Source organism: Haladaptatus sp. HS23, assembly GCF_056892285.1.
In genome coordinates this window covers 299,658-318,075 of record NZ_JBXGLH010000001.1, presented here as the reverse complement: position 1 = coordinate 318,075, position 18,418 = coordinate 299,658, and the positions used below count along the sequence as shown (strand labels likewise).

The window sequence follows — 18,418 nt, the reverse complement described above, 5'->3', positions numbered from 1 at the left end:
GACTAACTATTCAGTAAGTAGATGGAACGACCTCGTTCGACCGGGCCACCACCCGAGACACACGAAGGAATCATGGACGCTACACACCGCGCGCTCTGTGAGTACGGCTATGCGAACCTCACGATGCGACGCATCAGCGACGAACTGGGAAAGAGCAAGTCGCTCCTCCACTACCATTACGACGGCAAAGAGGAGTTGCTCGTCTCGTTTCTCGAACACCTGCTCGACGAATTCGACCGAACGGTTTCGACGGAGGGACACGGGAGCGGGGAAGAGACGCTCCGGTTTACCGTCGAAGCGCTCCTTTCCGACGCGGACTGTCACACCGACTTCGACACCGCCATGTTGGAGATGGGGATGCAAGCGCCGTACAACGACGACTTCCGGGACCAGTTTCGGACGAACGACGCCCGCTTGAAAGACCTGTTCTCGCACATCGTCGCGGACGGCGTCGAGCGCGGCGAGTTCGAGGAAATCGACCCGGAGCGGGCCGCCGAGCACCTGCTGATACTCCTCGACGGCGCTCGCGGTCGAAGCGTCGTCCTCGGCACCGACGCCCCCAACGACGTCGGTCGAGCGGCGATTCGCGATTTTATCGGTCGAATTACCGTCGGAGGTGACGGGGAATGAGCGCCGGAAACCGCGACGTGAACCTCACCGACGGTGACCTGTTCAAACCGCTGTTGTTGCTGTCGGCACCCATCGTCCTCAGCCAGTTGATGCAGGTCGTTTACAACCTCGCGGACACCTTCTGGGTCGGTCAGATCGGTTCCGGGGCGGTGAGCGCGGTTTCGTACGCGTTCCCGCTCGTCTTCCTGCTCATCAGCCTCGGAACCGGGTTTTCCATCGCCGGAACGGCGCTCGTCTCCCAGAACAAGGGCGCGGGCAACCACGAGCGCGTGGACCACGTCGCCGGGCAGACCATCACGTTCACCATGCTCGCGTCGTTGGTCTTCGCGGTCATCGGCTACTTCGCCGCGCCGACCCTCGTCTCGCTCATCGGCGCGACGCCGGGGTCGCAGGTGTACCGGTGGACCGTGGAGTTCACGCAGACCACGTTCATCGGCGTGTTCTTCATGTTCGGTTTCTTCATGTTTCAGGCGCTTCTACGCGGATGGGGCGACACGAAGACGCCGATGTACCTGATGGCGTTCGGCGTGACGCTCAACATTGTCCTCGACCCGTTTTTCATCTACGGGTTCACGAACAACCTGCTGTTGGAGACCCTCGGATTCGGCGGTCTTCAGACGACCCTCCTCAACCTCACCGGGTTCACCGGATTCGGGGTTCAGGGCGCGGCCATCGCCACCGTGCTCTCCCGGGGCGTCGGCGCGGTCATCGGACTCGCTATCCTGTTCAGTGGGCGGGTCGGTATCCATCTCACGCCCGAGAACATCGTTCCCGACCCGGAGACCATCAGGAAAATCGTTCGCATCGGGGCTCCCGCCAGCGTGGACATGTCGATGCGGGCGCTCGGTATCACGTTCCTGACCGCCATCGTCTCGATGGCCGGGAATCCAGCGGTCGCCGCCTTCGGAATCGGCAACCGACTCAACTCGCTCGTCTTCCTCCCGAGCATCGGACTCGCACAGGGGACGACGACGGCGGTCGGACAGAACCTCGGTGCGGACAAACCGGAGCGGTCGGAGCGGGCAGTCTACTACGCTTCGATGACGCTGGCGGTCGTGCTCGCCGTGGTGAGCGTCCTCGCGTGGGTGTTCGCGGAACCGGTCGTCGGAATATTCGTCGGGGACAGCGCAAACCGTGCACGGGTCATCGAACTCGGCGCACAGTACCTCCACATCATCGGCCCGACGTTCCTGTTCCTCGGCGTCTTCCGAGTCGTCACGTCGGCGTTCCGCGGGGCGGGTGATACCACCACCGCGATGGTGTTCACCATCCTTTCGCTGTGGGTGTTCCGCATTCCCGTGGCGTACTACCTCCTCGAAGTGAGCGGCATGGGTGCGACGGGTGTCTGGTATGCCATCGCGTTCTCGAACACCGTGACCGCGATTCTCGCCTTCCTCTGGTTCCGACGCGGGACGTGGAAGACGAGCGAGGTCGGCGAAGCCAACGCGCCGTCCCCCGCGGACTGACGCGACCTTCGGTCGTTTTACCGTCGTCACCGAAACACCTGTACCGACCGCTATCCATACGGGAAACATGCCCAAACGGATTCTCATCCCCGTGGACAACGCACCGCAGTCGGATAGCGCGCTCGAACACGCACTCGACATCTACCCGGACGCGACCATCGTCCTCCTCCACGTCCTCGACCCCAGTAGCTGGATTTCCTCGGACGAATACGGGGACATCTTCTACGACGATTCAGTCGAGGATACGAAGAAATCGACGGCAGACAGGCTCCTCTCCGAGATGCAAGAGACGGCCGAGGAGTCGGGTGTGACGGTGGAAACGGAACGGCTGATGGGTCGCCCGGCACACAGCATCGTGGAGTATGCGACGGAAAACGGCATCGACGGCATCGTCATGGGAAGCCACGGTCGAACCGGACTCGACAGAATCGTCCTCGGGAGCGTGGCGGAGGCGGTGACGCGGCGGGCCACGATTCCCGTCACCATCGTTCACTGACTCCTCGTTCCACCTTCACTCCTCGTTCCACCCCTCACTCTTCGTCGACGAGCAATCGACGGCGGATGTAGGCGTCGAGTTCGTCACGAACCGCCGGGATGGTTTCCTCCGTCGTGGTCACGCGCTGGGTCATCGCCCCTGTGATGGTCATCAGCAGGGATGCCGCCACTTGTTCGGCGTCGACGTCGCGGAACACGCCGTCGTCGATACCCGACTGAATGACGCCCGTGAGCAGTTCGCGGAAGAACTCGTCGCTCCGCGTGAAGTGGTCGCGGTAGTTATCGTCGTGGGCGGCCTGTGCGCGCAGTTCGACCATCGCGCGCGAGAAATCCCGATAGTCGTCCGAAACCGAGGTGCTGAACACGCGGTCGAGGATGGCGTTCAGATGTTCGTCGGCGCTCCCCGTCCGTTCGGCGGGAATCCGTTCCCGTTGGTGTTCGAGCATGAACTCCAAGAAGTCGAGCAAGAGGTCGTCTTTGCCGTCGTAATGGTGATAGAGCAACGACTTGCTCTTCGGGAACTCGTCCGCGATACGCTGAATCGTGAGGTCGGCGTAGCCGTGCTTACAGAGGGCGAGATACGTCGCTCGCATGATGGCGTCCCGCGTGTCGGTCGGGTCTTCGAGGAAGGATGGCGTCTCCGTCATCGGCCGAAAGACCCGCTGTGGACGGTCGTTCGAGTCGCCGGCTGGAACGATACGGCGAGGGAATCCCGTTCCGCGAACCGCCCTCCGCGCGTGACGGTCGTCGCATCGAATTCGTGCATACACGCTCTACGAACGCGAGATATAAAAATTGAATGAACATTCAGTAGCCCGTGATGTGCTCCCGAACGAAGGACAAAACGGGTCATAGTGACGGAATACGATCGAAGGGTGTTCAAACTGCGGTTTTCGTGGGAGGTTCTGTCTCGGAAGCTTTATAATTGACTAACCGTTCAGTAAGTCATAGATGACTGAATGTTCATTCACCTCGAAACCCGGACAGCTTCGTTCGAACGGAGGGTTCGGACGTGAGTACTGAAACGAGCGACGGCATCGGTCGTGAACGCCTCGTCATCCTCGGCGGCCTCATGTTAGGGATGCTTCTCGGCTCCATCGACCAGTCCATCGTCTCGACGGCGCTCCCGACCATCGTCGGCGAATTGGGTGGTGCGAACAAACTGTCGTGGGTCGTCACGGCGTACCTCGTGACAGTGACGGTGACGACGCCGTTATACGGGAAGCTGAGCGACCTGTACGGACGCTCCATCATCTTCGAGTCGTCCATCACCATCTTCCTGATCGGCTCCATCCTCTCCGGCCTCGCCGGCGAGTTCGCCGCCATCAACGACGTCGTCGCCCCGATGACGCAACTCGCGCTCTTCCGCGCGCTGCAAGGCATCGGCGCGGGCGGTCTCATCGCCATGGCGACGACCATCCTCGGCGACATCTTCTCGCCCCGCGAACGTGGGAAGTACATGAGCTACATGATGCTCATCTTCGGTGTCGCGACCATCGGTGGACCGCTCCTCGGCGGCTACCTCACCGACCACTACAGCTGGCGCTGGATCTTCTACATCAACGTCCCCATCGGACTCGCGGCCATCGCCATCACGCACTTCAAACTCGACCTGCCGACGCCGGACACCGAACACGACATCGACTACCTCGGGGCCGCGCTCCTCGTCTTCGCGGTCGGGGCGCTCATGCTCCTCACGACGTGGGGCGGCGGCAAGTACGCGTGGGACTCCGTGGAAATTCTCGCGCTCGCCGCGGGTACCGTCGTCTTCGGCGTCCTGTTCGTCCTGCAGGAACTGCGCGTGAGCGAACCCGTCTTCCCCATCCACCTGCTCGACAGGCACACCGTCGTCGGCGTCATGACGCTGAGTTTCTGTCTCGGTATCGGGATGTTCGGGGCGACCATTTACCTCCCCGTCTTCCTCCAGACCGTCCTCGGCGCGAGCGCGACTAACTCCGGCCTGCTCCTGTTCCCGCTCGTCGGCGGCATGCTCGTCACGAGCGCGGTGACGGGGCAACTCATGACCCGACTCGGTCGCTACAAGATATTCGCCGTCCTCGGCACCGTGGTCGGCACCGCGGGATACTGGCTGCTTCACACCATGGGTCCCGCGACGACCTCGACGGAATCGACCGCGTTCATGTTCCTCACCGGAATGGGACTCGGGTTCGTCATGCCCGTCCTCACCGTCGCGGTGCAGAACGCCGTGGACCGCGAGGACCTCGGCGTCGCGACGACTTCCGTCACGTTCAGTCGAAGCCTCGGTAGCTCCATCGGCGTCGCCGTCTTCGGCGCGTTGCTGACGAACCAACTCACCCACCGCCTCGCCGACGCGTTCGGTTCGAAGGGCGGGTCCGAGAGCGTGGCGGCGTCCGGCGGGAGCATCGACCCCGCGACCATCAACGCGCTTCCCAAGGGAATTCACGACGTCGTCGTGACGGCGCTCGCAAACAGCATCGACACCGTGTTCCTCGCCGGAACCGGCGTCCTCGCGCTGGCGTTCGTCGTCGCGCTCACGCTCCCGAACACGGAACTCAGTGAAGAGGCGCACGTCTCGATGGGCGAGGGCGCAGCCGAACCGATGGACGACGCGACGGCGACCGACGACTGACACCAACGACCGTCGGCCGACTATCGACAGACTATCGACGGTTGACTGACGGACAAACCGTCGTTCCGAACCGTTTTCGCCCCGATATTCGTCGTTTTTCGGACTATCGCCTGTACGCATCCTCGGTCGTAACCGTTTTACTAACTGGTCAGTAAGTATCCGTATGGACTGGTATTCACACCCGGCGAGCAACGCGACGGGACGTGAGACGCGTGCTTGACGAACTCGGGGAACACAAGGGGGCTTTCGTCGGGTTGTTCATCGCAACCGGCGTCTCCATGCTCGGGTTCAGCATCCTCGAACCCATCCTGCCGATGTACGCCGACAAACTCGGTGCGTCGGGCGTCGTCGTCGGCCTCATCTTCTCCGGATTCGCCATCTCTCGGGGGGTTCTCGCTCCCTTCACCGGGCGCGTCTCCGACTCCTACGGACGCAAGCGACTGCTCCTCGCTGGACTCGGCATGTTCGCTGTTCTCTCCGTCGCCTACGCGCTCGTCTCGACCCCGCTCATGCTCGGTGTCGTTCGGTTCTTCCAAGGGTTCTCCTCGGTCCTCGTGACGCCCATCGCCCAGTCGTACGTCGGCGACATCACGCCGAAAGGGCGGGAGGGGTCCATCACGAACCTGTTCTACGTCTCGCTGTTCGGCGGCGTCGCCATTGGCCCGACCGTCGGCGGCTACTTCGCCCAGCACGCCATCCGAACGCCGTGGTTCACCCTCTCCGGCATGACGACGCCGTTCTACGTGATGGGTCTACTCACCGTCGTCGCGTTCGTCCTCGTCGTGATTTTAGTTCCCGAACTGCCCGACGACGTGCGCGACACCGAGGCGACACCCAACCCCCGCGAGGCCGCTCGCGCGGTCTGGGCCGACTTCGAGCTCCGGGGAATCATGTCGTACATCGCCGCCCGTGGCTTCTACCGCTGGGGGTTCAACTCGTTTTTTCCCGTCTTCGCCACGTCCGTTCTCGCGCTCTCCTCGACCACGGTCGGTCTCGTCCTCTCCGTCTACATGGCCGTCGGCGGAATCCTCCAGATTCCGCTCGGCCGGATGGCCGACGATTACGACGACTACCGAATCCACTTCATCGTGGCTGGCGGGTTGTTGAGCGCACTCTCCATGCTCGTCGTTCCGCTCGCGACCACGCTTCCCCTCCTGCTCGGGCTTACCATCTGTATGGGCGCGTTCAGCGCCGTTTCACGGACCTCCGCCGTGGCCATCCGAACCGAACGCGGTCGCGTTCACGGGATGGGACTCGTGACGGGTGCGTTCACGGCCTCGCTCTCGGCGGGACAGGTGTTCGGGCCGGTCGGGTTCGGTGCCATCACCGACTCGTTTTCGGTGCAGGACGCCTTCTACGTCGGCGGCGTCGTGGGAATCCTCGGAACCCTCGACGCGTTCTACTATCTCCGCAAAGGCCTCAGACAGGACGACCAAGCCGTCGAAGGAATCTCCGAGGACGCCCAACCGCTCGACTGACAGTTAGATAACACTATTATCGTTCGGGACACACCTCCGGTCGTTATGTCCGACTCGGCGAACGACGCCTCACGACCTGAATTTCCCCTCGAAGCGCTCGCTTCACTCCCGGAGTTCTACCATCCGATGGTAGCACCCGACGGTGAACGGGTCGCGTGCTACTACGACGGAAGCGGTCGAAACGAACTGTGCGTCCTCGACGTCGAATCCGGCGAGTTAGACCAGTTGAGCGACGGTGACGTCCCGAAGAGCGCCCGCTGGCACATCCGCTGGGACGCGGACGGCGAGCGGATCTACTTCCACCGCGACGACGACGGTGACGAACAAAACGACATCCACGCGCTGACGACCGACGGCGACCGCGAAACGCTCGTCGAAACCGACGGCCAAGGCGTGATTATCGACGTTTCCCCGGACGGTCGCTACCTGCTGTACGGGAGCGACGAAGGCGACCAGATGAACCTGTATCGCTACGGAACCGACTCCGGCGAGACCGAGCAACTGACCGCCTACGACCAACCGACGTGGAACGCGATGTACGGTCCCGACGGGGAACGAATCGCCTACGTGACCAACGAAACCGACGACCTCGACAATCGAGACGTCTACGTCGCCGATGCGGACGGGAGCGACCCGCGTCGCCTCGACGTCGGCGAACCCGGTTCGGAAACGGACGTCGCCGACTGGGGACCGGACGGGACGTCCCTGTTGGTCGAGGATAACGCGGACGACAAACCCCGCGCCGGCGTCTACGACCTCGAACGGGACACCGTCCGGTGGTTGAGCGACGGCGAGTACGTCGAGTATCCGTCGACGTTCACCCCGGACGGTCGTCACGTACTCGTCACCCGAACCCGTCGGGCGGCGACGGTGCCGGTCGTCTACGACCTCGAAACCGGAGACGGGCGGGAATTAGACCTCCCGGAGGGCGTGACCACCATCGCCGACGGAATCGAGCGTCCGTTCCTCGCGGACGGCCGCGTCGTCCTCACGCAGACGACGCCCGACGAGCGAAAGCGACTCCTCGCATACGACCTCGAAACGGACCAACACGACGTTCTCCTCGACGCGGAATACGGGGACATCGACCCGACGGCGTTCGTCGGTGCCGAGTACGTCACCTACGAATCCGGCGACTGGACCATCGGCGGACTGCTGTACGACGCCCGAAAGCGATCCGGTGTCGACCCCGGGGCGACCGCACGACCCGCGGTCGTGATGGTACACGGCGGACCGCACGGACAGTCCACCCAGTCGTTCAACGAACTCGCCCAGTTTCTGGTCTCCCGCGGCTACACCGTTTTCCAGCCGAACTATCGCGGTTCGACGGGGCGCGGACGCGGGTTCAAATACGCCATCCGCGGCGACTGGGGCGGCGGCGAACAGCGCGACATCGCCAACGGTGGCCGCTGGCTGATGGACCGCGAGTGGATAGACGAAAATCGCGTCGCGGTCTTCGGCGGCTCCTACGGCGGCTACAGCGCCTACAGCCAGCACGTTGGGTATCCCGACCTCTGGTCGGCCTCGCTGGCGTTGGTCGGGATAACCGACCTCCAACGGTTGTACGAGGACTCCATGCCGCACTTCCAGCACGTCCTCGAACAGCAACTCGGGGACCCCGACGAGAACGAGGACCTGTACCGCGAGCGGTCGCCGCTCACTCACGTCGAGTCGGCGGCGTCGCCGATTCTCATGGTTCACGGGGTCAACGACCCGCGCTGTCCCGTCTCGCAGGCCCGCCTCTACCGCGACGCCCTGCAGGAGCGTGGCTGGGGGGACGGCGAGGAGTTCGACTACGAGGAACTCGGCGAGGAAGGCCACGGTTCGACCGACACCGACCAGAAGATTCGCTCGTATCGCATCGTCACCGACTATCTCGACGAGACGCTGTAGACGGAAGAGAAGGGAAGAGAAAAGACTGCCCTTCGATTTACTCCGACGGCGACGGACAGTCGTACGTGTCCCGAAGCGTCTCCGCGAACTGCCCGCCCTTTCGGAGCGCGATGATGACGATGACGTATCGCCCCTCTGCGGGCCGAAGGACGAACACCTCGCGTGGGTCGGTCCCTTCCTCCTCGTTCACCCTGTCCACGAGCGGTTCGACCGGCCGGGTGCCGTCGCGGAACGCCTCGAAGATTCCGCCCCTGTCGTTTTCGGCGAACACGTAGAGGACGCCGTTGACCTCGTTGTCCGTGTTGCGAGTGACGCGGCTGTTCATCGAATCGCCCGCCATCTGTGCCTCCGTCCACGCCCCCTGTGCCGCCTCGAAGACGGGTTCGATTCCGTCGGCGAAGGCGTACAGCGTCCGACTCACCACCGAAAACGACCGAATCGTCGGTTCGCTCGTCGTCCAATCGAGGTCGGCGTCGATGCAATAGCCGGGGTGGAGGCCGTTCACGTCGACGTCGTGGCCCTCGGCGGCGGTGACGACCGGTTCGTACGTCTCCCGGTTCAACAGGCGAAGCGAACCCTCCTCGTCGGCGAGGACGCGAAAGCGCGTGGTTTCCATACCGGGAGGTCCGCCCGGACGCGGGAAAAGACGCTCGCATCCGAGTTCGTGATGTCTCCCCTGCTGTCGAAGGGTTCGACCTATACCCTTCCACATCATACCTCTCCGCATGGAACACGTGGAGTTCGTCTACACGTTCGGCATGGACGAGGCGGAACTCGAAGGAAAGCTACGGGACGCGGACACGGGTGTCCTCTCGCTCGCTCGTGATTCCGATTCCTACGCCATCCCCGTCTCGTTTTACTACGACGGTGAACGACTCCTCCTCAGGTTCGGCGTCGAAGAGGGAGGCGAAAAGATGTCGTTCGTGGAAGGGACGGGCACGGCCAGCCTCGTGGTCTACGAGGCGGCGGGCGACGAATCGTGGAGCATCCTCGTGCGGGGGCACCTCGAACCGACATCGGAATCGCTCAACGACGCCGGGATAAACGAGCGTTTCGTCCCGCTCCGAGTGTTCGGCGAGTCGATTTCGGACGTGGAACCGGAACTGTACGAACTCCGAATGGAGTCGGTGACGGGCCGGAAAACGTGACGAGCGACGGTGGCTGAGGTGTGGTCGGTGTCCTTTTGCACACGGAATTTGATACGGAATCTATGGCTCGAACGTACGACAAGTTGGTTCGTGACGCCATCCCCCGAATCATCGAGGAAAACGACGAAACGGCGGTGACACACACCGCCGACTCGGACGAGTACGAACGACGTCTCGCCGAGAAGTTGGACGAGGAAGTCGCCGAAGTCCACGAATCGGGTGACGTGATGGAATTAGCAGACGTACTCGAAGTCGTGTACGCGCTGGCCGAGCGGAAAGGCGTCTCCCGCGACGAATTGGAACGCCTTCGGGCCGAAAAAGCGACAGAGCGCGGCGGTTTCGAGGACGGTATCGTCCTCGAACGAGTGGAATAAAACACCCTGCGTGTGCAACCCCGGCGGGGATAGTCGAAGCGGGCAAACGTTCGCCCATGTCACGAACGACCTACACGCTCCTCGTTCGGGAAAACGAGAGCAACGAGGGTATCATCGCGGAGGTTCGCGCCGACGGCACCATCGAGGAATCGACCCGTCTCTCCTACGGCGATTTCGGGCTGACGGCCATCCGCGATGACTGGTCCCCGGACGAACGACGGACCGAATTCGAGGCCGACGTGCGGACGGTTCGACTCCAGACGGAACGAAACGGCGAAGGATTCTCCGTCCGCGTGTTGAGTGACGGAGAGACCATCGCCGAACAGCGAATCACGGACGACGAATGGCGGGTCGCCGCGGTGCGGTAGGTCCCTCAGAAGAACAGCGCCGGAACCGTCTTCGAGAAGATTTTCAGCGAGATGACGAGGAGGATGGCGACGACCAACCAGTTGAACTTGCGCTCGTCGATTTCGACGCGCCGGAGGTAAGTTCCGGCGAACAGTCCGACGAGGGTGACGACGGCGAGCGTCGAACCCAACCAGAGGTGATAGGTGGTCATGACGCCGGTCGCCAACATCTGGACGATTTTCGCCGTGAACACCAGACCGAGCACCATCGAGAGGCCGCCGACGTACCGCTCTTTGTCCCGCTCGAACGTGTGGAGGTAGGTCGGGAGAAGCGGGCCGAGGTTGGCCGCGCCGAGGAGGAAGCCCTCCAAGAGACCGACGATACCGAGGGCGACGGGGTTGTGCGTCCCTTCGACGGAGACGAACCCCTTGCCGAGTTGGAACAGCACGTAGCCGAACAGGACGACGCCGATGAGGAACGTCACCAGCGCGCTGGTTTTGAACGCGGAGAAGAAGAACACCCCCGCGACGCTCCCGACCAGCGCGAGGCCGATGAGCGACCACTCGCGGCGAACGTACTCTAATCCCGTGTTGGTCTCGCCTACCTGAAAGACGTTTATCATCCACGGCGGGACGGCGAGGACGACGACGGCGATTTCGACGTTCATCACGGATGCCGCGAGCGGCGTGGCGATGAGCGCGAATCCGAACCCGACCATTCCCTTCACCATCGCGGCCAACACGATGAGTGCGACGAAGAGCGCGAGGTCCGTCGTCGTCGCGTTCGTCTTCAGCCCGTTGGTTACGTTCTCCATGCCGGGAAAGAGGCCGACGGCGGCGACGACGACGGCGACGGTCGCGAGCGCCATCATCAGTTCCCGGTACCGGAATCGCCGGAGGTTTCTGACGAACTCCTCGGGACGGACGGCCGACTCGCCGGACATCAGCGCCCTCCCCGAAACGTTCGTGATTTCGTTCGCATTATCGGCAGTTGTCGCCCCGCGTAGATAGGTGGAAGAAATCGGGAAACCGTCTCCGCGAGCGGTGACGTGCCGTTTCGAGGAAGACAGTCGCGGAGGCTACGGAACCGCCGAAAACGAGGAAATGGCCGTTCGGTGTGCGTCGGAGGTACCGGCAGTCCTTGCGAAACCGGTGGCCGGTCCGACCGGCCTCACACCGACAACCGTACCGCGTGGTCGGTGATGGTCGCGATGAACTGCCGTCGCAACTCGTGCACCGACTGGTTGACGACGCCGCCCCATCCGAGTTCGTCGATGGTGTCCGGGTTCGGGTCCGCGCCCACCTCGACGTACAGCGTCCCGTTTCGTACTTCCTTCACGTCGCCGAGCGGCGTTCCGTCGGCGGCGACGACGCGTTTTCCCACCTGTTCGTCCGAGAAGTCGGAGTCCGGGTCCATCGACCCGATTACGCGCTCGATGCCCAAACTCACTTCGGCCGCTCGAAATGGGAACACATACGCTCGCTCGCTGACGAGACTCACCAAATGTACGACGCGGTGTTGTTCGACAACGACGGCGTCCTCGTGAAGCCTCCGAAACGGGCGTTGCTCCGCGAAGCGGCGATTTCCGCCTTCGAGGAGTTCGACGTGGACCCGGCGGACGCGCATTTGAACGAGGTAACGCACAGTGCCACCCCCGACGGATTTCGGCGGGTGTGTGAGGCGTACGGGTTCGACCCCGACGCGTTCTGGAAGGCCCGCGATAGCGCCGCCTCGGAGAAACAACTCCGGGAGATTCGAGCGGGACGGACGACGACGTACGAGGACGTCGGGACCCTTTCGGATTTCGACCGGCCCCTCGGACTCGTCAGTTCCAATCAACAGGCGACGGTGGAATTCATGCTCGATTACTTCGAACTCGACCGTCACTTCGAGACGTACTATGGCAGGCCGCCGACCGTCGATGGAATCCGCCGAAAGAAACCGAATCCGCACTTTCTCGAACTCGCACTGGCCGACCTCGGGGTCGAAGACGCCCTGTTCGTCGGCGACAGCGAGAGCGACGTGGTCGCCGCGCACAACGCGGGCGTGGACTCCGCGTTCATCCGCCGACCGCACCGCACCGACTACGACCTGTCCGTTTCCCCGACGTACGAAGTCGAGGGCTTGCCCCAGATTCTCGACATCGCGGATTGAGTTGGAAGGAAGTCAGTACCCCAACCGCGTCAGCGTTCGGTCGAGTTCGGACAGGTACCGCTCCCCGAAGTGATAGACGTGCGAGAGCAGCGGATAGCACACGTAGACGTCGCGGCGCGATTCGAACCCGGAATCGATGCCCCGTCGTTCGTCGTACCGGTCGAAAAAGGTGTCGCCGACGGTGCCCGTCCAATCCACGTACGCGAGTTCGATTTCCGCGTGGGCGTAGTAGGCCGCCGGGTCGAGGAACGCACGGAGTTCCCCGTCGGACGCGAGGAGGTTCGTCGTCCACACGTCGCCGTGAATCAGCGAGGGGGCCTCGGGTTCGACCAGCAACGAATCGAGGTCGGCGGCGAGCGCCTCGACCCGTTCGACCGTCGAAGCGGGAAGTTTTCCGGTCTCGTTGGCGACTCCCGCCGCGTACGTCAACCGCTGGTCGCGGTAGAAGTCCACCCACGAATCCGTCCACGGGTTCGGCTGGTGAAGCGACCCGGTGAGCGTGTCGCACTCGAACCCGTAGGTTGGCGCAGTCACGTCGTGGAGGGCGGCGAGGTGGTCCGCGACGTCGCGTTCGACTTCGGGTGTGATGGTCGAATCGCCGTCCACGTGTTCGAGTACGAGGAGGTCGTCCGTCGCGTGAACGACCTCAGGAACCGGAAGGCCGGCGTCGGCGAGGTGGGTGAGCATGGTCGCTTCGACCGAGAGGGACGTCTCGCTCGTCTTGACGACGAGCGGCGCTCGGGTATCGAACTCGACGCGATGGACGGTGCCGATTTCGCCGCCGTCGAGTTCGCAAACCGCTGTCGGCTGTTCGTCAACGACCGTCGAGAGGCAAGCCGCGATATCGTCCATCGGTTTGGATACGGCCTACCACGAGGTAAAATGCCACTACTCGGTGCCGTCGCGGCCGACAGACTGGCGATACCTCGGTTAGCCCGGGTCGGAACTCGCTTTCGGTGTTTTTGCCGAATCGGTCGTCGCGTGGGTGGTCGCGGCGGTCGTGATTTCCGTCGTGCCCGTGGTTTTCGCGGTGGCCGTCGGGTCGCCCGTCACGTTCGCGCTCGGTGTCGTCGTGACGGTTGCGCCGACGAACTCCCCCGAATGAACGGTCTCGCTGTCGCCCAGTCGGCCGTTCGTGACGTGCGTGTTTGCCGCGCTCACTAAACAGAGTGCGGCGAGCGCGAGGACGGCGAATCTGTAGTCGAATCCTCGCATCATCCGGTTTTCTCCGCGGGTTCCGCGCTGTCGGGCGTCGATGCGCTCGGTTCGGTAGGTTCGCCCCTCTCTTCATTGGACCCGTCCGAATCGCCACCCAACGCCGCGCTCACGAGCGAGTACGCTTCCGTGACGACGAGGAGCAGACACGGAACGATGACCAGCGAGAGGAGACCCATCCGTGACCGGGCGAACATCATGAGGTGGCCGATGTACGGTACGTGGAACCAGACGCGGCCGATAACGTCGTCGGCCGGAACGGGATTCGCGTCGGGATTCTCGTTTGCGTCTCCCTTCGTCTCGAAGAACACCCCGTCGTCGCGGTGAACCACGTTCACGACGCGGTGGGTCGTCCGGTCGGCAGAGACGGACCCATCTTGGAAGACGATGACGTCACCCGCCCCTATTTCCGCCGTCTCGACGTTTCGGGAGACGACGACATCTCCGGCGTGTATCGTCGGACTCATGCTCCCCGACAGCACGACGTAGCTCCCGCTCGCGCCGACTATCTGTGGGAACACGACGACGGCCGTGAGAACGAGGGCGAAGACGAGGAATACGCCCCCGACGATACGAGCGATTCGTCCCGGCTTCCGGACGGTGGCGAACGCACTCATATCGGTGGCTTCCCCTCCCGTCCGAGGTGGTGTCGCTCGTCGTGTCGTTTGTGTGCGACCGCGGAGGTAGAGAACAGCGCCACGACGACGAAGCCCCACGCGATGCCGGGAAGGAGGTTGAACGGGAACAGTCCGAGCAGCGCCGCCGTGAGAAGGCCGGCAGAGACGCCGCAGAGTCCGAGATAGTAACTGCTCCACGGGAGTCCGTCGTGGGGGACGATATCCAGATACACCTCCAACTTCGTCGCGTCGTCGGTGAGTTGTATCGTCCCCCCGTTCGCGTCGAACCGGACGATGGCAGCATCGTCCATCTTCGGCAGATGGGCCTGTCGAAGCGCGGTGTAGACGCGCATCCGCTGTTCGTACGTGACCGTGTCCGGTGAAATCTCGTTTTCCCACGCCGCGAGCTGTTTCGAGAGTTCGTGCAGCGAGGTCGGTTCACCCCGTTGGAGAAGGTAGTGGACGACGTGTCGTCGTCGCCGACAGCTGAGTATCTTGAATGCGGTTTCCTGCGTGAGCGTATCCGATTCCCTGCCTCGTTCGCGTTCGGTCGTCTCGCCGGTTTGGGCCGGTACGGAGGCCGCCGTACTCATGCACACACCCAACCGTTTGGTTCTGTTCCATCACCGGCCCCCCTACTCGTCGTTGTCATCACTGTGTCCGATTGATAACTTGAACTGTTGTAATATAATTATGAAGTTGCTATGGCATTTTTCATAACAGTCCAGTGAACGCCCGCGTCGTTCCAAGGCGAGTGAGACGGTTTCATCCCCCGTCGTATTTGATGAAATTCACGAGTAGCAACGGATTGTGGCCCGCATATACGCCGTATATGGGTGCCCGAACCTTCGACTCGAAATCCCCGTATCACCACTATACACTGTATATGGGGTCGCTATACGGCGTCTATGAAACCACTATCGAGTATATATATATATACGAGGTGACAGGTGGTCGGTTCGGTTGCGTCTTCGACACGGCGACACGCCACAAACGGGGCAATTTCGGTGTCGAAGAACGGAGATTTACAATGTCAGACAAAACGTTCGACTTGACGCGACGCAAAGCACTTCTCGGCCTCGGCGGTATCGGCGCTGGCGCTGTACTCGGCGGCGCGGGGACGATGGCGCTTCTGAACGACGACGAAGGAACCAGCGCGACGTTCACGGCTGGTGAACTCGACCTGAAGATCGGCTGGGAAGTCGACCACTACGGGAACGACGTCGAACCCAGGGTCGTCGAAGCCCAGGACACCGACAACACCGAACTCGGCATGGAACTCAGGGACGTCAAACCCGGCGACCAGGGGTGGATTCGGTTCGAGATTCTGAACGTGAACAACCCCGCGTGGGTCTGGTTCCGCGGACGCCTCAGCCATTCCATGGAGAACGGCCAGAACGACCCCGAACTGGACGCGGAAGGGCAGGACACCAACGGGTTCGGCGAGATGGACGAGAACTTGGAGTTCCGTTCGTTCTACGACCAGAACCAGAACGCGACGGTCGGCGACGGCCCGCAGACGGGTAACCTCTGGAACGACCGCTACATCCAGAAACCGCTCGACCTCAAAGGGACGCAGACGACGACGCCGCAGTACGGGTCCGTTCCCGTCCTCCTCGACGGGGTCCGCGACGGGGACTCCCCGGACGTGGTCGGCGGTGCGTACCCCGACGGCGAACCCATCGACCCGTTCGGGAACGGCACACCGCAGTACGTGACGGTTCGTTGGTCGCTCCCGAAGGACGTCGGCAACGAAATACAGAGCGACAGCATTCGGGTCTGTTTCGACTTCTACGCGGAACAGTCGCGCCACAACCCCGAAGAGCGCTTCCGCGACCCCAACGACACGCCCGACGACAGATACCCGGAGAACCCGTGGGCGGACGAGTACGCATCGGGTGCCTTCGACACGCTCGCCGATCAGGACGTGGTTTTGGGTCGGACGCCCGACAACGGACAACCCGACAGTAGCGCGTAATCGCTCCAATGCGGCGGACGCGCGGTAGAACGACCGTTTTCCACTTTTCAGACGATACTAAAAGAGCGTTCCACCCACCCCTAGTTATTCAGGCAAGTAGGTGCTACTCAGTAGCATGGCTTACACGTGGCAGTACTACGACCTCGTGCTGGTCGGAATCCTCGCCAGTATGGTCCTCGGCGTCGGCGTCGGCTATCTGACGACGGTTTCGCTGACGCTATCCGTCATCGGTGCCGGGTTCGTCGCCGTCGCGATAATCGGCCACGGACTGTTCGTGAACGGCCCCGTCGACGAACCGGGCGACTTGACGGGGGAAGTCGAGGCGCTGAACTGAATCGAAAAGCGGTTTTGTGTCAGTAGACGGCGTCCAGAATGTCCTCGTCTAGCTCCTCGAACGTGTCGAGGTGCACCCGACGCTCGGTTCGCAGTCGTTCCAACTCGGATTCGTGGTCGGAGACGTTGTCGGCGACGGAGAACTCCTCGATGTCGATGCCGGGGACCGAACTCGGAACCGTGAGGCCCGTCGCCTCGTCGTCCGTCCATTCGATCGTCCCGCGGGCGATTTCGCGGAGCAGCGTCACAGACTCCGTGACGCCGATGTCCTTGCCGCCGAGGTGGCCGGTGTTGAGGATGTAACACTCGACGCCCAAGTCGTCGATGAGGTCGCGGAAGCGGTTGCCCTCCTCGCCCTTCGACCCGACGATGAAGGGGTTGGTCCCGACGACGCGGATGGACTCCCCGGCCTTCGACGGGTCGCCCGCGCTGGTTTCGATGGATTCACCGAGCATGAACGCCACCGCGGCCTCCTCCGGTGAGAGCTTCGAAACCGGCGGCATCGTCGGGTTGCGCGTGATGAAGAACAGTTGGTCAACCCTGTCGAGGTCGATATCGTCGCTCGACGAGGCCAGTCGGTCGCGGCGGATGATGGCGCGGCCGTTGGAGGTGTGACGGCCGCTGTCGAAATCGACCGCCCCATCCTCGTCCACGTCCACGTTTTCGAGGACCGCGGACTCGTGGGTCACAGCGTCGTACATCGCCGGTTGCTCCTCGGCGTCCAGTCCGATGGTTTTGACGTAGAGGCCGTTGCCCTCGCTGCCCGCGACGCTCCCGTCGGGGAGCAGCGCGCACACGTCGTCCTGCAGCATCGTCGCCGATTCGGGGTCGTCCAACCAGAGTCCGTGAGCGGTCAGCGTGGATTTACCCGTCGCGGAGAGGCCGAGGAACACCTGTCCAACGTCCCGCAACTCGTCGTCTTCGTTCCGAAGCGTGACCCGCTTGCTTCCGGCGTGCAGTCCGAGTCCGCCCTCTCGCTTGGCGTGGAACATGAACAAGCGGAGGAACGACTTCTTCGCTTCGCCCGTGTAGTCGCTGCCGAGGACGGCGGTCAGTCCCTCCTCGGGGAGGATTCGGATGGCGATGTCGTCCCAGTCGGGAACCTGTATCGTGACGAAGTCCGGTTCGCCGGGTCCCTCGACGGGTTCGAAGAGGTTCGCCCACGCGAGCGCGATGCGACCGTACTTCTTCGGGACGTACAGTCGGCATCGGTAGGAGTGGTCGTCGTGTCGGCCCATCATGCGGTCGACACAGAGCATTTCGTGGTCGCGGGCGTACGCCACCGCGTCCTCGATGTGGGCGAAATCGCCCGCATCGAACTGCTCGTCCACGGCGTTCTTCGTTTTGTCCGAGTTGCGAGAGCGCTCGCGGCTGACGTACGACGCGGACCCGAACTCGGCCGTCGTCTCCAACTCCCGCGAGAACTCGCGGAGTTGGTCCGGGGACGGGTTATAGAGAACGTTTTCCGCCACTGTCGGGTTGGAGAGCATAGATTGCAGGGATTGGACTGACTGCCCAGTGTCTGACATCGTGCTTGAACGAGCCATCCCGAGACGTATAATTATGCACGGTTTACAGCCGTCTTAGTGGCCTCATAACGGCGAAATCGACGGAATTGTGTTTTCGGACGCGAGTAAATACTCTTCGTTTCGTCGAGAACGATTTCCAGGGGTTACCC

The 18,418-nt window shown here is 62.7% G+C and carries 22 protein-coding genes; 12 read left to right on the top strand and 10 right to left on the bottom strand.

Annotated features, from left to right (window positions below):
* Nucleotides 1-21 precede the first annotated feature (21 nt).
* The 3 genes from AC1XDK_RS01685 (at nt 22) to AC1XDK_RS01675 (ending at nt 2,592) form a co-directional block, all read left to right on the top strand.
* The gene (locus AC1XDK_RS01685) at nt 22-630 is read left to right on the top strand and encodes a TetR/AcrR family transcriptional regulator (protein WP_483348044.1); all 609 of its coding nucleotides are present in this window, start codon (nt 22-24) and stop codon (nt 628-630) included.
* Nucleotides 627-2,096, top strand: coding sequence for an MATE family efflux transporter (locus AC1XDK_RS01680; RefSeq protein ID WP_483348043.1), 1,470 nt, complete (start codon nt 627-629; stop codon nt 2,094-2,096). Before AC1XDK_RS01685 ends, AC1XDK_RS01680 begins: the two co-directional genes overlap by 4 nt.
* Nucleotides 2,097-2,163: 67 nt before the next feature.
* On the top strand, nt 2,164-2,592 hold the full coding sequence (locus tag AC1XDK_RS01675; RefSeq protein ID WP_483348042.1) for a universal stress protein: 429 nt from the start codon (nt 2,164-2,166) through the stop codon (nt 2,590-2,592).
* A 34-nt stretch (nt 2,593-2,626) separates the two neighbouring features.
* Here AC1XDK_RS01675 and AC1XDK_RS01670 read toward each other — a convergent pair whose 3' ends face one another.
* Entirely contained in the window at nt 2,627-3,238 is a 612-nt protein-coding gene (locus tag AC1XDK_RS01670; protein ID WP_483348041.1) for a TetR/AcrR family transcriptional regulator, read from the bottom strand.
* Complete coding sequence (locus tag AC1XDK_RS01665; RefSeq protein WP_483348040.1) at nt 3,235-3,357, bottom strand: hypothetical protein; 123 nt, start codon at nt 3,355-3,357, stop codon at nt 3,235-3,237. Before AC1XDK_RS01665 ends, AC1XDK_RS01670 begins: the two co-directional genes overlap by 4 nt.
* Before the next feature lie 246 nt (nt 3,358-3,603).
* Between AC1XDK_RS01665 and AC1XDK_RS01660 the strand changes: the two genes are divergently transcribed.
* The 3 genes from AC1XDK_RS01660 (at nt 3,604) to AC1XDK_RS01650 (ending at nt 8,573) form a co-directional block, all read left to right on the top strand.
* Nucleotides 3,604-5,202: an MDR family MFS transporter gene (locus tag AC1XDK_RS01660; protein ID WP_483348039.1), complete on the top strand. Its 1,599-nt coding sequence runs from the start codon at nt 3,604-3,606 to the stop codon at nt 5,200-5,202.
* A gap of 212 nt (nt 5,203-5,414) precedes the next feature.
* Nucleotides 5,415-6,680 (top strand): MFS transporter, encoded by a 1,266-nt coding sequence (locus tag AC1XDK_RS01655; protein ID WP_483348038.1) that lies wholly within the window; start codon nt 5,415-5,417, stop codon nt 6,678-6,680.
* A 45-nt stretch (nt 6,681-6,725) separates the two neighbouring features.
* Nucleotides 6,726-8,573: a S9 family peptidase gene (locus AC1XDK_RS01650; RefSeq protein WP_483348037.1), complete on the top strand. Its 1,848-nt coding sequence runs from the start codon at nt 6,726-6,728 to the stop codon at nt 8,571-8,573.
* A gap of 37 nt (nt 8,574-8,610) precedes the next feature.
* On the opposite strand, the gene AC1XDK_RS01645 is transcribed toward AC1XDK_RS01650, so the two are convergent.
* The gene (locus AC1XDK_RS01645) at nt 8,611-9,189 is read right to left on the bottom strand and encodes a DUF6663 family protein (protein ID WP_483348036.1); all 579 of its coding nucleotides are present in this window, start codon (nt 9,187-9,189) and stop codon (nt 8,611-8,613) included.
* Nucleotides 9,190-9,298: 109 nt separating this feature from the next.
* Here AC1XDK_RS01645 and AC1XDK_RS01640 point away from each other — a divergent pair, with 109 nt between their 5' ends.
* From AC1XDK_RS01640 to AC1XDK_RS01630, 3 genes are all read left to right on the top strand, one after another.
* A complete protein-coding gene (locus AC1XDK_RS01640) occupies nt 9,299-9,721 on the top strand; it encodes a pyridoxamine 5'-phosphate oxidase family protein (protein ID WP_483348035.1) in 423 nt (140 codons plus the stop codon).
* Between the two features lie 62 nt (nt 9,722-9,783).
* Entirely contained in the window at nt 9,784-10,095 is a 312-nt protein-coding gene (locus tag AC1XDK_RS01635) for a nucleoside triphosphate pyrophosphohydrolase (protein WP_483348034.1), read from the top strand.
* Nucleotides 10,096-10,151: 56 nt separating this feature from the next.
* Entirely contained in the window at nt 10,152-10,463 is a 312-nt protein-coding gene (locus AC1XDK_RS01630) for a hypothetical protein (RefSeq protein WP_483348033.1), read from the top strand.
* A gap of 5 nt (nt 10,464-10,468) precedes the next feature.
* Here AC1XDK_RS01630 and AC1XDK_RS01625 read toward each other — a convergent pair whose 3' ends face one another.
* Both AC1XDK_RS01625 and AC1XDK_RS01620 read right to left on the bottom strand, forming a co-directional pair.
* Nucleotides 10,469-11,389, bottom strand: coding sequence for a TSUP family transporter (locus tag AC1XDK_RS01625; protein ID WP_483348903.1), 921 nt, complete (start codon nt 11,387-11,389; stop codon nt 10,469-10,471).
* 224 nt (nt 11,390-11,613) lie between these two features.
* Nucleotides 11,614-11,943, bottom strand: coding sequence for a hypothetical protein (locus AC1XDK_RS01620; protein ID WP_483348032.1), 330 nt, complete (start codon nt 11,941-11,943; stop codon nt 11,614-11,616).
* Between the two features lie 3 nt (nt 11,944-11,946).
* On the opposite strand from AC1XDK_RS01620, the gene AC1XDK_RS01615 reads away from it, so the two are divergent.
* Complete coding sequence (locus AC1XDK_RS01615; RefSeq protein WP_483348031.1) at nt 11,947-12,597, top strand: HAD family hydrolase; 651 nt, start codon at nt 11,947-11,949, stop codon at nt 12,595-12,597.
* Nucleotides 12,598-12,609: 12 nt separating this feature from the next.
* Here the strand turns inward: AC1XDK_RS01615 and AC1XDK_RS01610 are convergent, their stop codons facing one another.
* The 4 genes from AC1XDK_RS01610 to AC1XDK_RS01595 form a co-directional block, all read right to left on the bottom strand.
* A complete protein-coding gene (locus AC1XDK_RS01610) occupies nt 12,610-13,449 on the bottom strand; it encodes a fructosamine kinase family protein (RefSeq protein ID WP_483348030.1) in 840 nt (279 codons plus the stop codon).
* Between the two features lie 78 nt (nt 13,450-13,527).
* Complete coding sequence (locus AC1XDK_RS01605) at nt 13,528-13,815, bottom strand: hypothetical protein (RefSeq protein ID WP_483348029.1); 288 nt, start codon at nt 13,813-13,815, stop codon at nt 13,528-13,530.
* Nucleotides 13,812-14,429, bottom strand: a complete 618-nt coding sequence (locus tag AC1XDK_RS01600) for a signal peptidase I (protein WP_483348028.1) — start codon at nt 14,427-14,429, stop codon at nt 13,812-13,814. Before AC1XDK_RS01600 ends, AC1XDK_RS01605 begins: the two co-directional genes overlap by 4 nt.
* Nucleotides 14,426-15,022, bottom strand: coding sequence for a DUF7344 domain-containing protein (locus AC1XDK_RS01595; RefSeq protein ID WP_483348027.1), 597 nt, complete (start codon nt 15,020-15,022; stop codon nt 14,426-14,428). Before AC1XDK_RS01595 ends, AC1XDK_RS01600 begins: the two co-directional genes overlap by 4 nt.
* 437 nt (nt 15,023-15,459) lie before the next feature.
* Here AC1XDK_RS01595 and AC1XDK_RS01590 point away from each other — a divergent pair, with 437 nt between their 5' ends.
* Nucleotides 15,460-16,407 carry a SipW-dependent-type signal peptide-containing protein gene (locus AC1XDK_RS01590; RefSeq protein ID WP_483348026.1) on the top strand — a complete coding sequence of 316 codons (948 nt, stop codon included), beginning with the start codon at nt 15,460-15,462 and terminating at the stop codon, nt 16,405-16,407.
* A gap of 115 nt (nt 16,408-16,522) precedes the next feature.
* Nucleotides 16,523-16,741 (top strand): DUF8015 family protein, encoded by a 219-nt coding sequence (locus AC1XDK_RS01585; protein WP_483348025.1) that lies wholly within the window; start codon nt 16,523-16,525, stop codon nt 16,739-16,741.
* Between the two features lie 19 nt (nt 16,742-16,760).
* On the opposite strand, the gene AC1XDK_RS01580 is transcribed toward AC1XDK_RS01585, so the two are convergent.
* Nucleotides 16,761-18,269 (bottom strand): phosphoenolpyruvate carboxykinase (ATP), encoded by a 1,509-nt coding sequence (locus AC1XDK_RS01580; protein WP_483348024.1) that lies wholly within the window; start codon nt 18,267-18,269, stop codon nt 16,761-16,763.
* Between the last annotated feature and the right edge of the window lie 149 nt (nt 18,270-18,418).

What these genes read in the sequence shown, in the direction of transcription:
- AC1XDK_RS01685 (WP_483348044.1), top strand. Translation starts at nt 22, where the DNA reads ATGGAACGACCTCGTTCGACCGGGCCACCACCCGAGACACACGAAGGA.
- AC1XDK_RS01680 (WP_483348043.1), top strand. Translation starts at nt 627, where the DNA reads ATGAGCGCCGGAAACCGCGACGTGAACCTCACCGACGGTGACCTGTTC.
- AC1XDK_RS01675 (WP_483348042.1), top strand. Translation starts at nt 2,164, where the DNA reads ATGCCCAAACGGATTCTCATCCCCGTGGACAACGCACCGCAGTCGGAT.
- AC1XDK_RS01670 (WP_483348041.1), bottom strand. Translation starts at nt 3,238, where the DNA reads ATGACGGAGACGCCATCCTTCCTCGAAGACCCGACCGACACGCGGGAC.
- AC1XDK_RS01665 (WP_483348040.1), bottom strand. Translation starts at nt 3,357, where the DNA reads ATGCACGAATTCGATGCGACGACCGTCACGCGCGGAGGGCGGTTCGCG.
- AC1XDK_RS01650 (WP_483348037.1), top strand. Translation starts at nt 6,726, where the DNA reads ATGTCCGACTCGGCGAACGACGCCTCACGACCTGAATTTCCCCTCGAA.
- AC1XDK_RS01645 (WP_483348036.1), bottom strand. Translation starts at nt 9,189, where the DNA reads ATGGAAACCACGCGCTTTCGCGTCCTCGCCGACGAGGAGGGTTCGCTT.
- AC1XDK_RS01640 (WP_483348035.1), top strand. Translation starts at nt 9,299, where the DNA reads ATGGAACACGTGGAGTTCGTCTACACGTTCGGCATGGACGAGGCGGAA.
- AC1XDK_RS01635 (WP_483348034.1), top strand. Translation starts at nt 9,784, where the DNA reads ATGGCTCGAACGTACGACAAGTTGGTTCGTGACGCCATCCCCCGAATC.
- AC1XDK_RS01630 (WP_483348033.1), top strand. Translation starts at nt 10,152, where the DNA reads ATGTCACGAACGACCTACACGCTCCTCGTTCGGGAAAACGAGAGCAAC.
- AC1XDK_RS01615 (WP_483348031.1), top strand. Translation starts at nt 11,947, where the DNA reads ATGTACGACGCGGTGTTGTTCGACAACGACGGCGTCCTCGTGAAGCCT.
- AC1XDK_RS01610 (WP_483348030.1), bottom strand. Translation starts at nt 13,449, where the DNA reads ATGGACGATATCGCGGCTTGCCTCTCGACGGTCGTTGACGAACAGCCG.
- AC1XDK_RS01605 (WP_483348029.1), bottom strand. Translation starts at nt 13,815, where the DNA reads ATGATGCGAGGATTCGACTACAGATTCGCCGTCCTCGCGCTCGCCGCA.
- AC1XDK_RS01600 (WP_483348028.1), bottom strand. Translation starts at nt 14,429, where the DNA reads ATGAGTGCGTTCGCCACCGTCCGGAAGCCGGGACGAATCGCTCGTATC.
- AC1XDK_RS01595 (WP_483348027.1), bottom strand. Translation starts at nt 15,022, where the DNA reads ATGAGTACGGCGGCCTCCGTACCGGCCCAAACCGGCGAGACGACCGAA.
- AC1XDK_RS01590 (WP_483348026.1), top strand. Translation starts at nt 15,460, where the DNA reads ATGTCAGACAAAACGTTCGACTTGACGCGACGCAAAGCACTTCTCGGC.
- AC1XDK_RS01585 (WP_483348025.1), top strand. Translation starts at nt 16,523, where the DNA reads ATGGCTTACACGTGGCAGTACTACGACCTCGTGCTGGTCGGAATCCTC.
- AC1XDK_RS01580 (WP_483348024.1), bottom strand. Translation starts at nt 18,269, where the DNA reads ATGTCAGACACTGGGCAGTCAGTCCAATCCCTGCAATCTATGCTCTCC.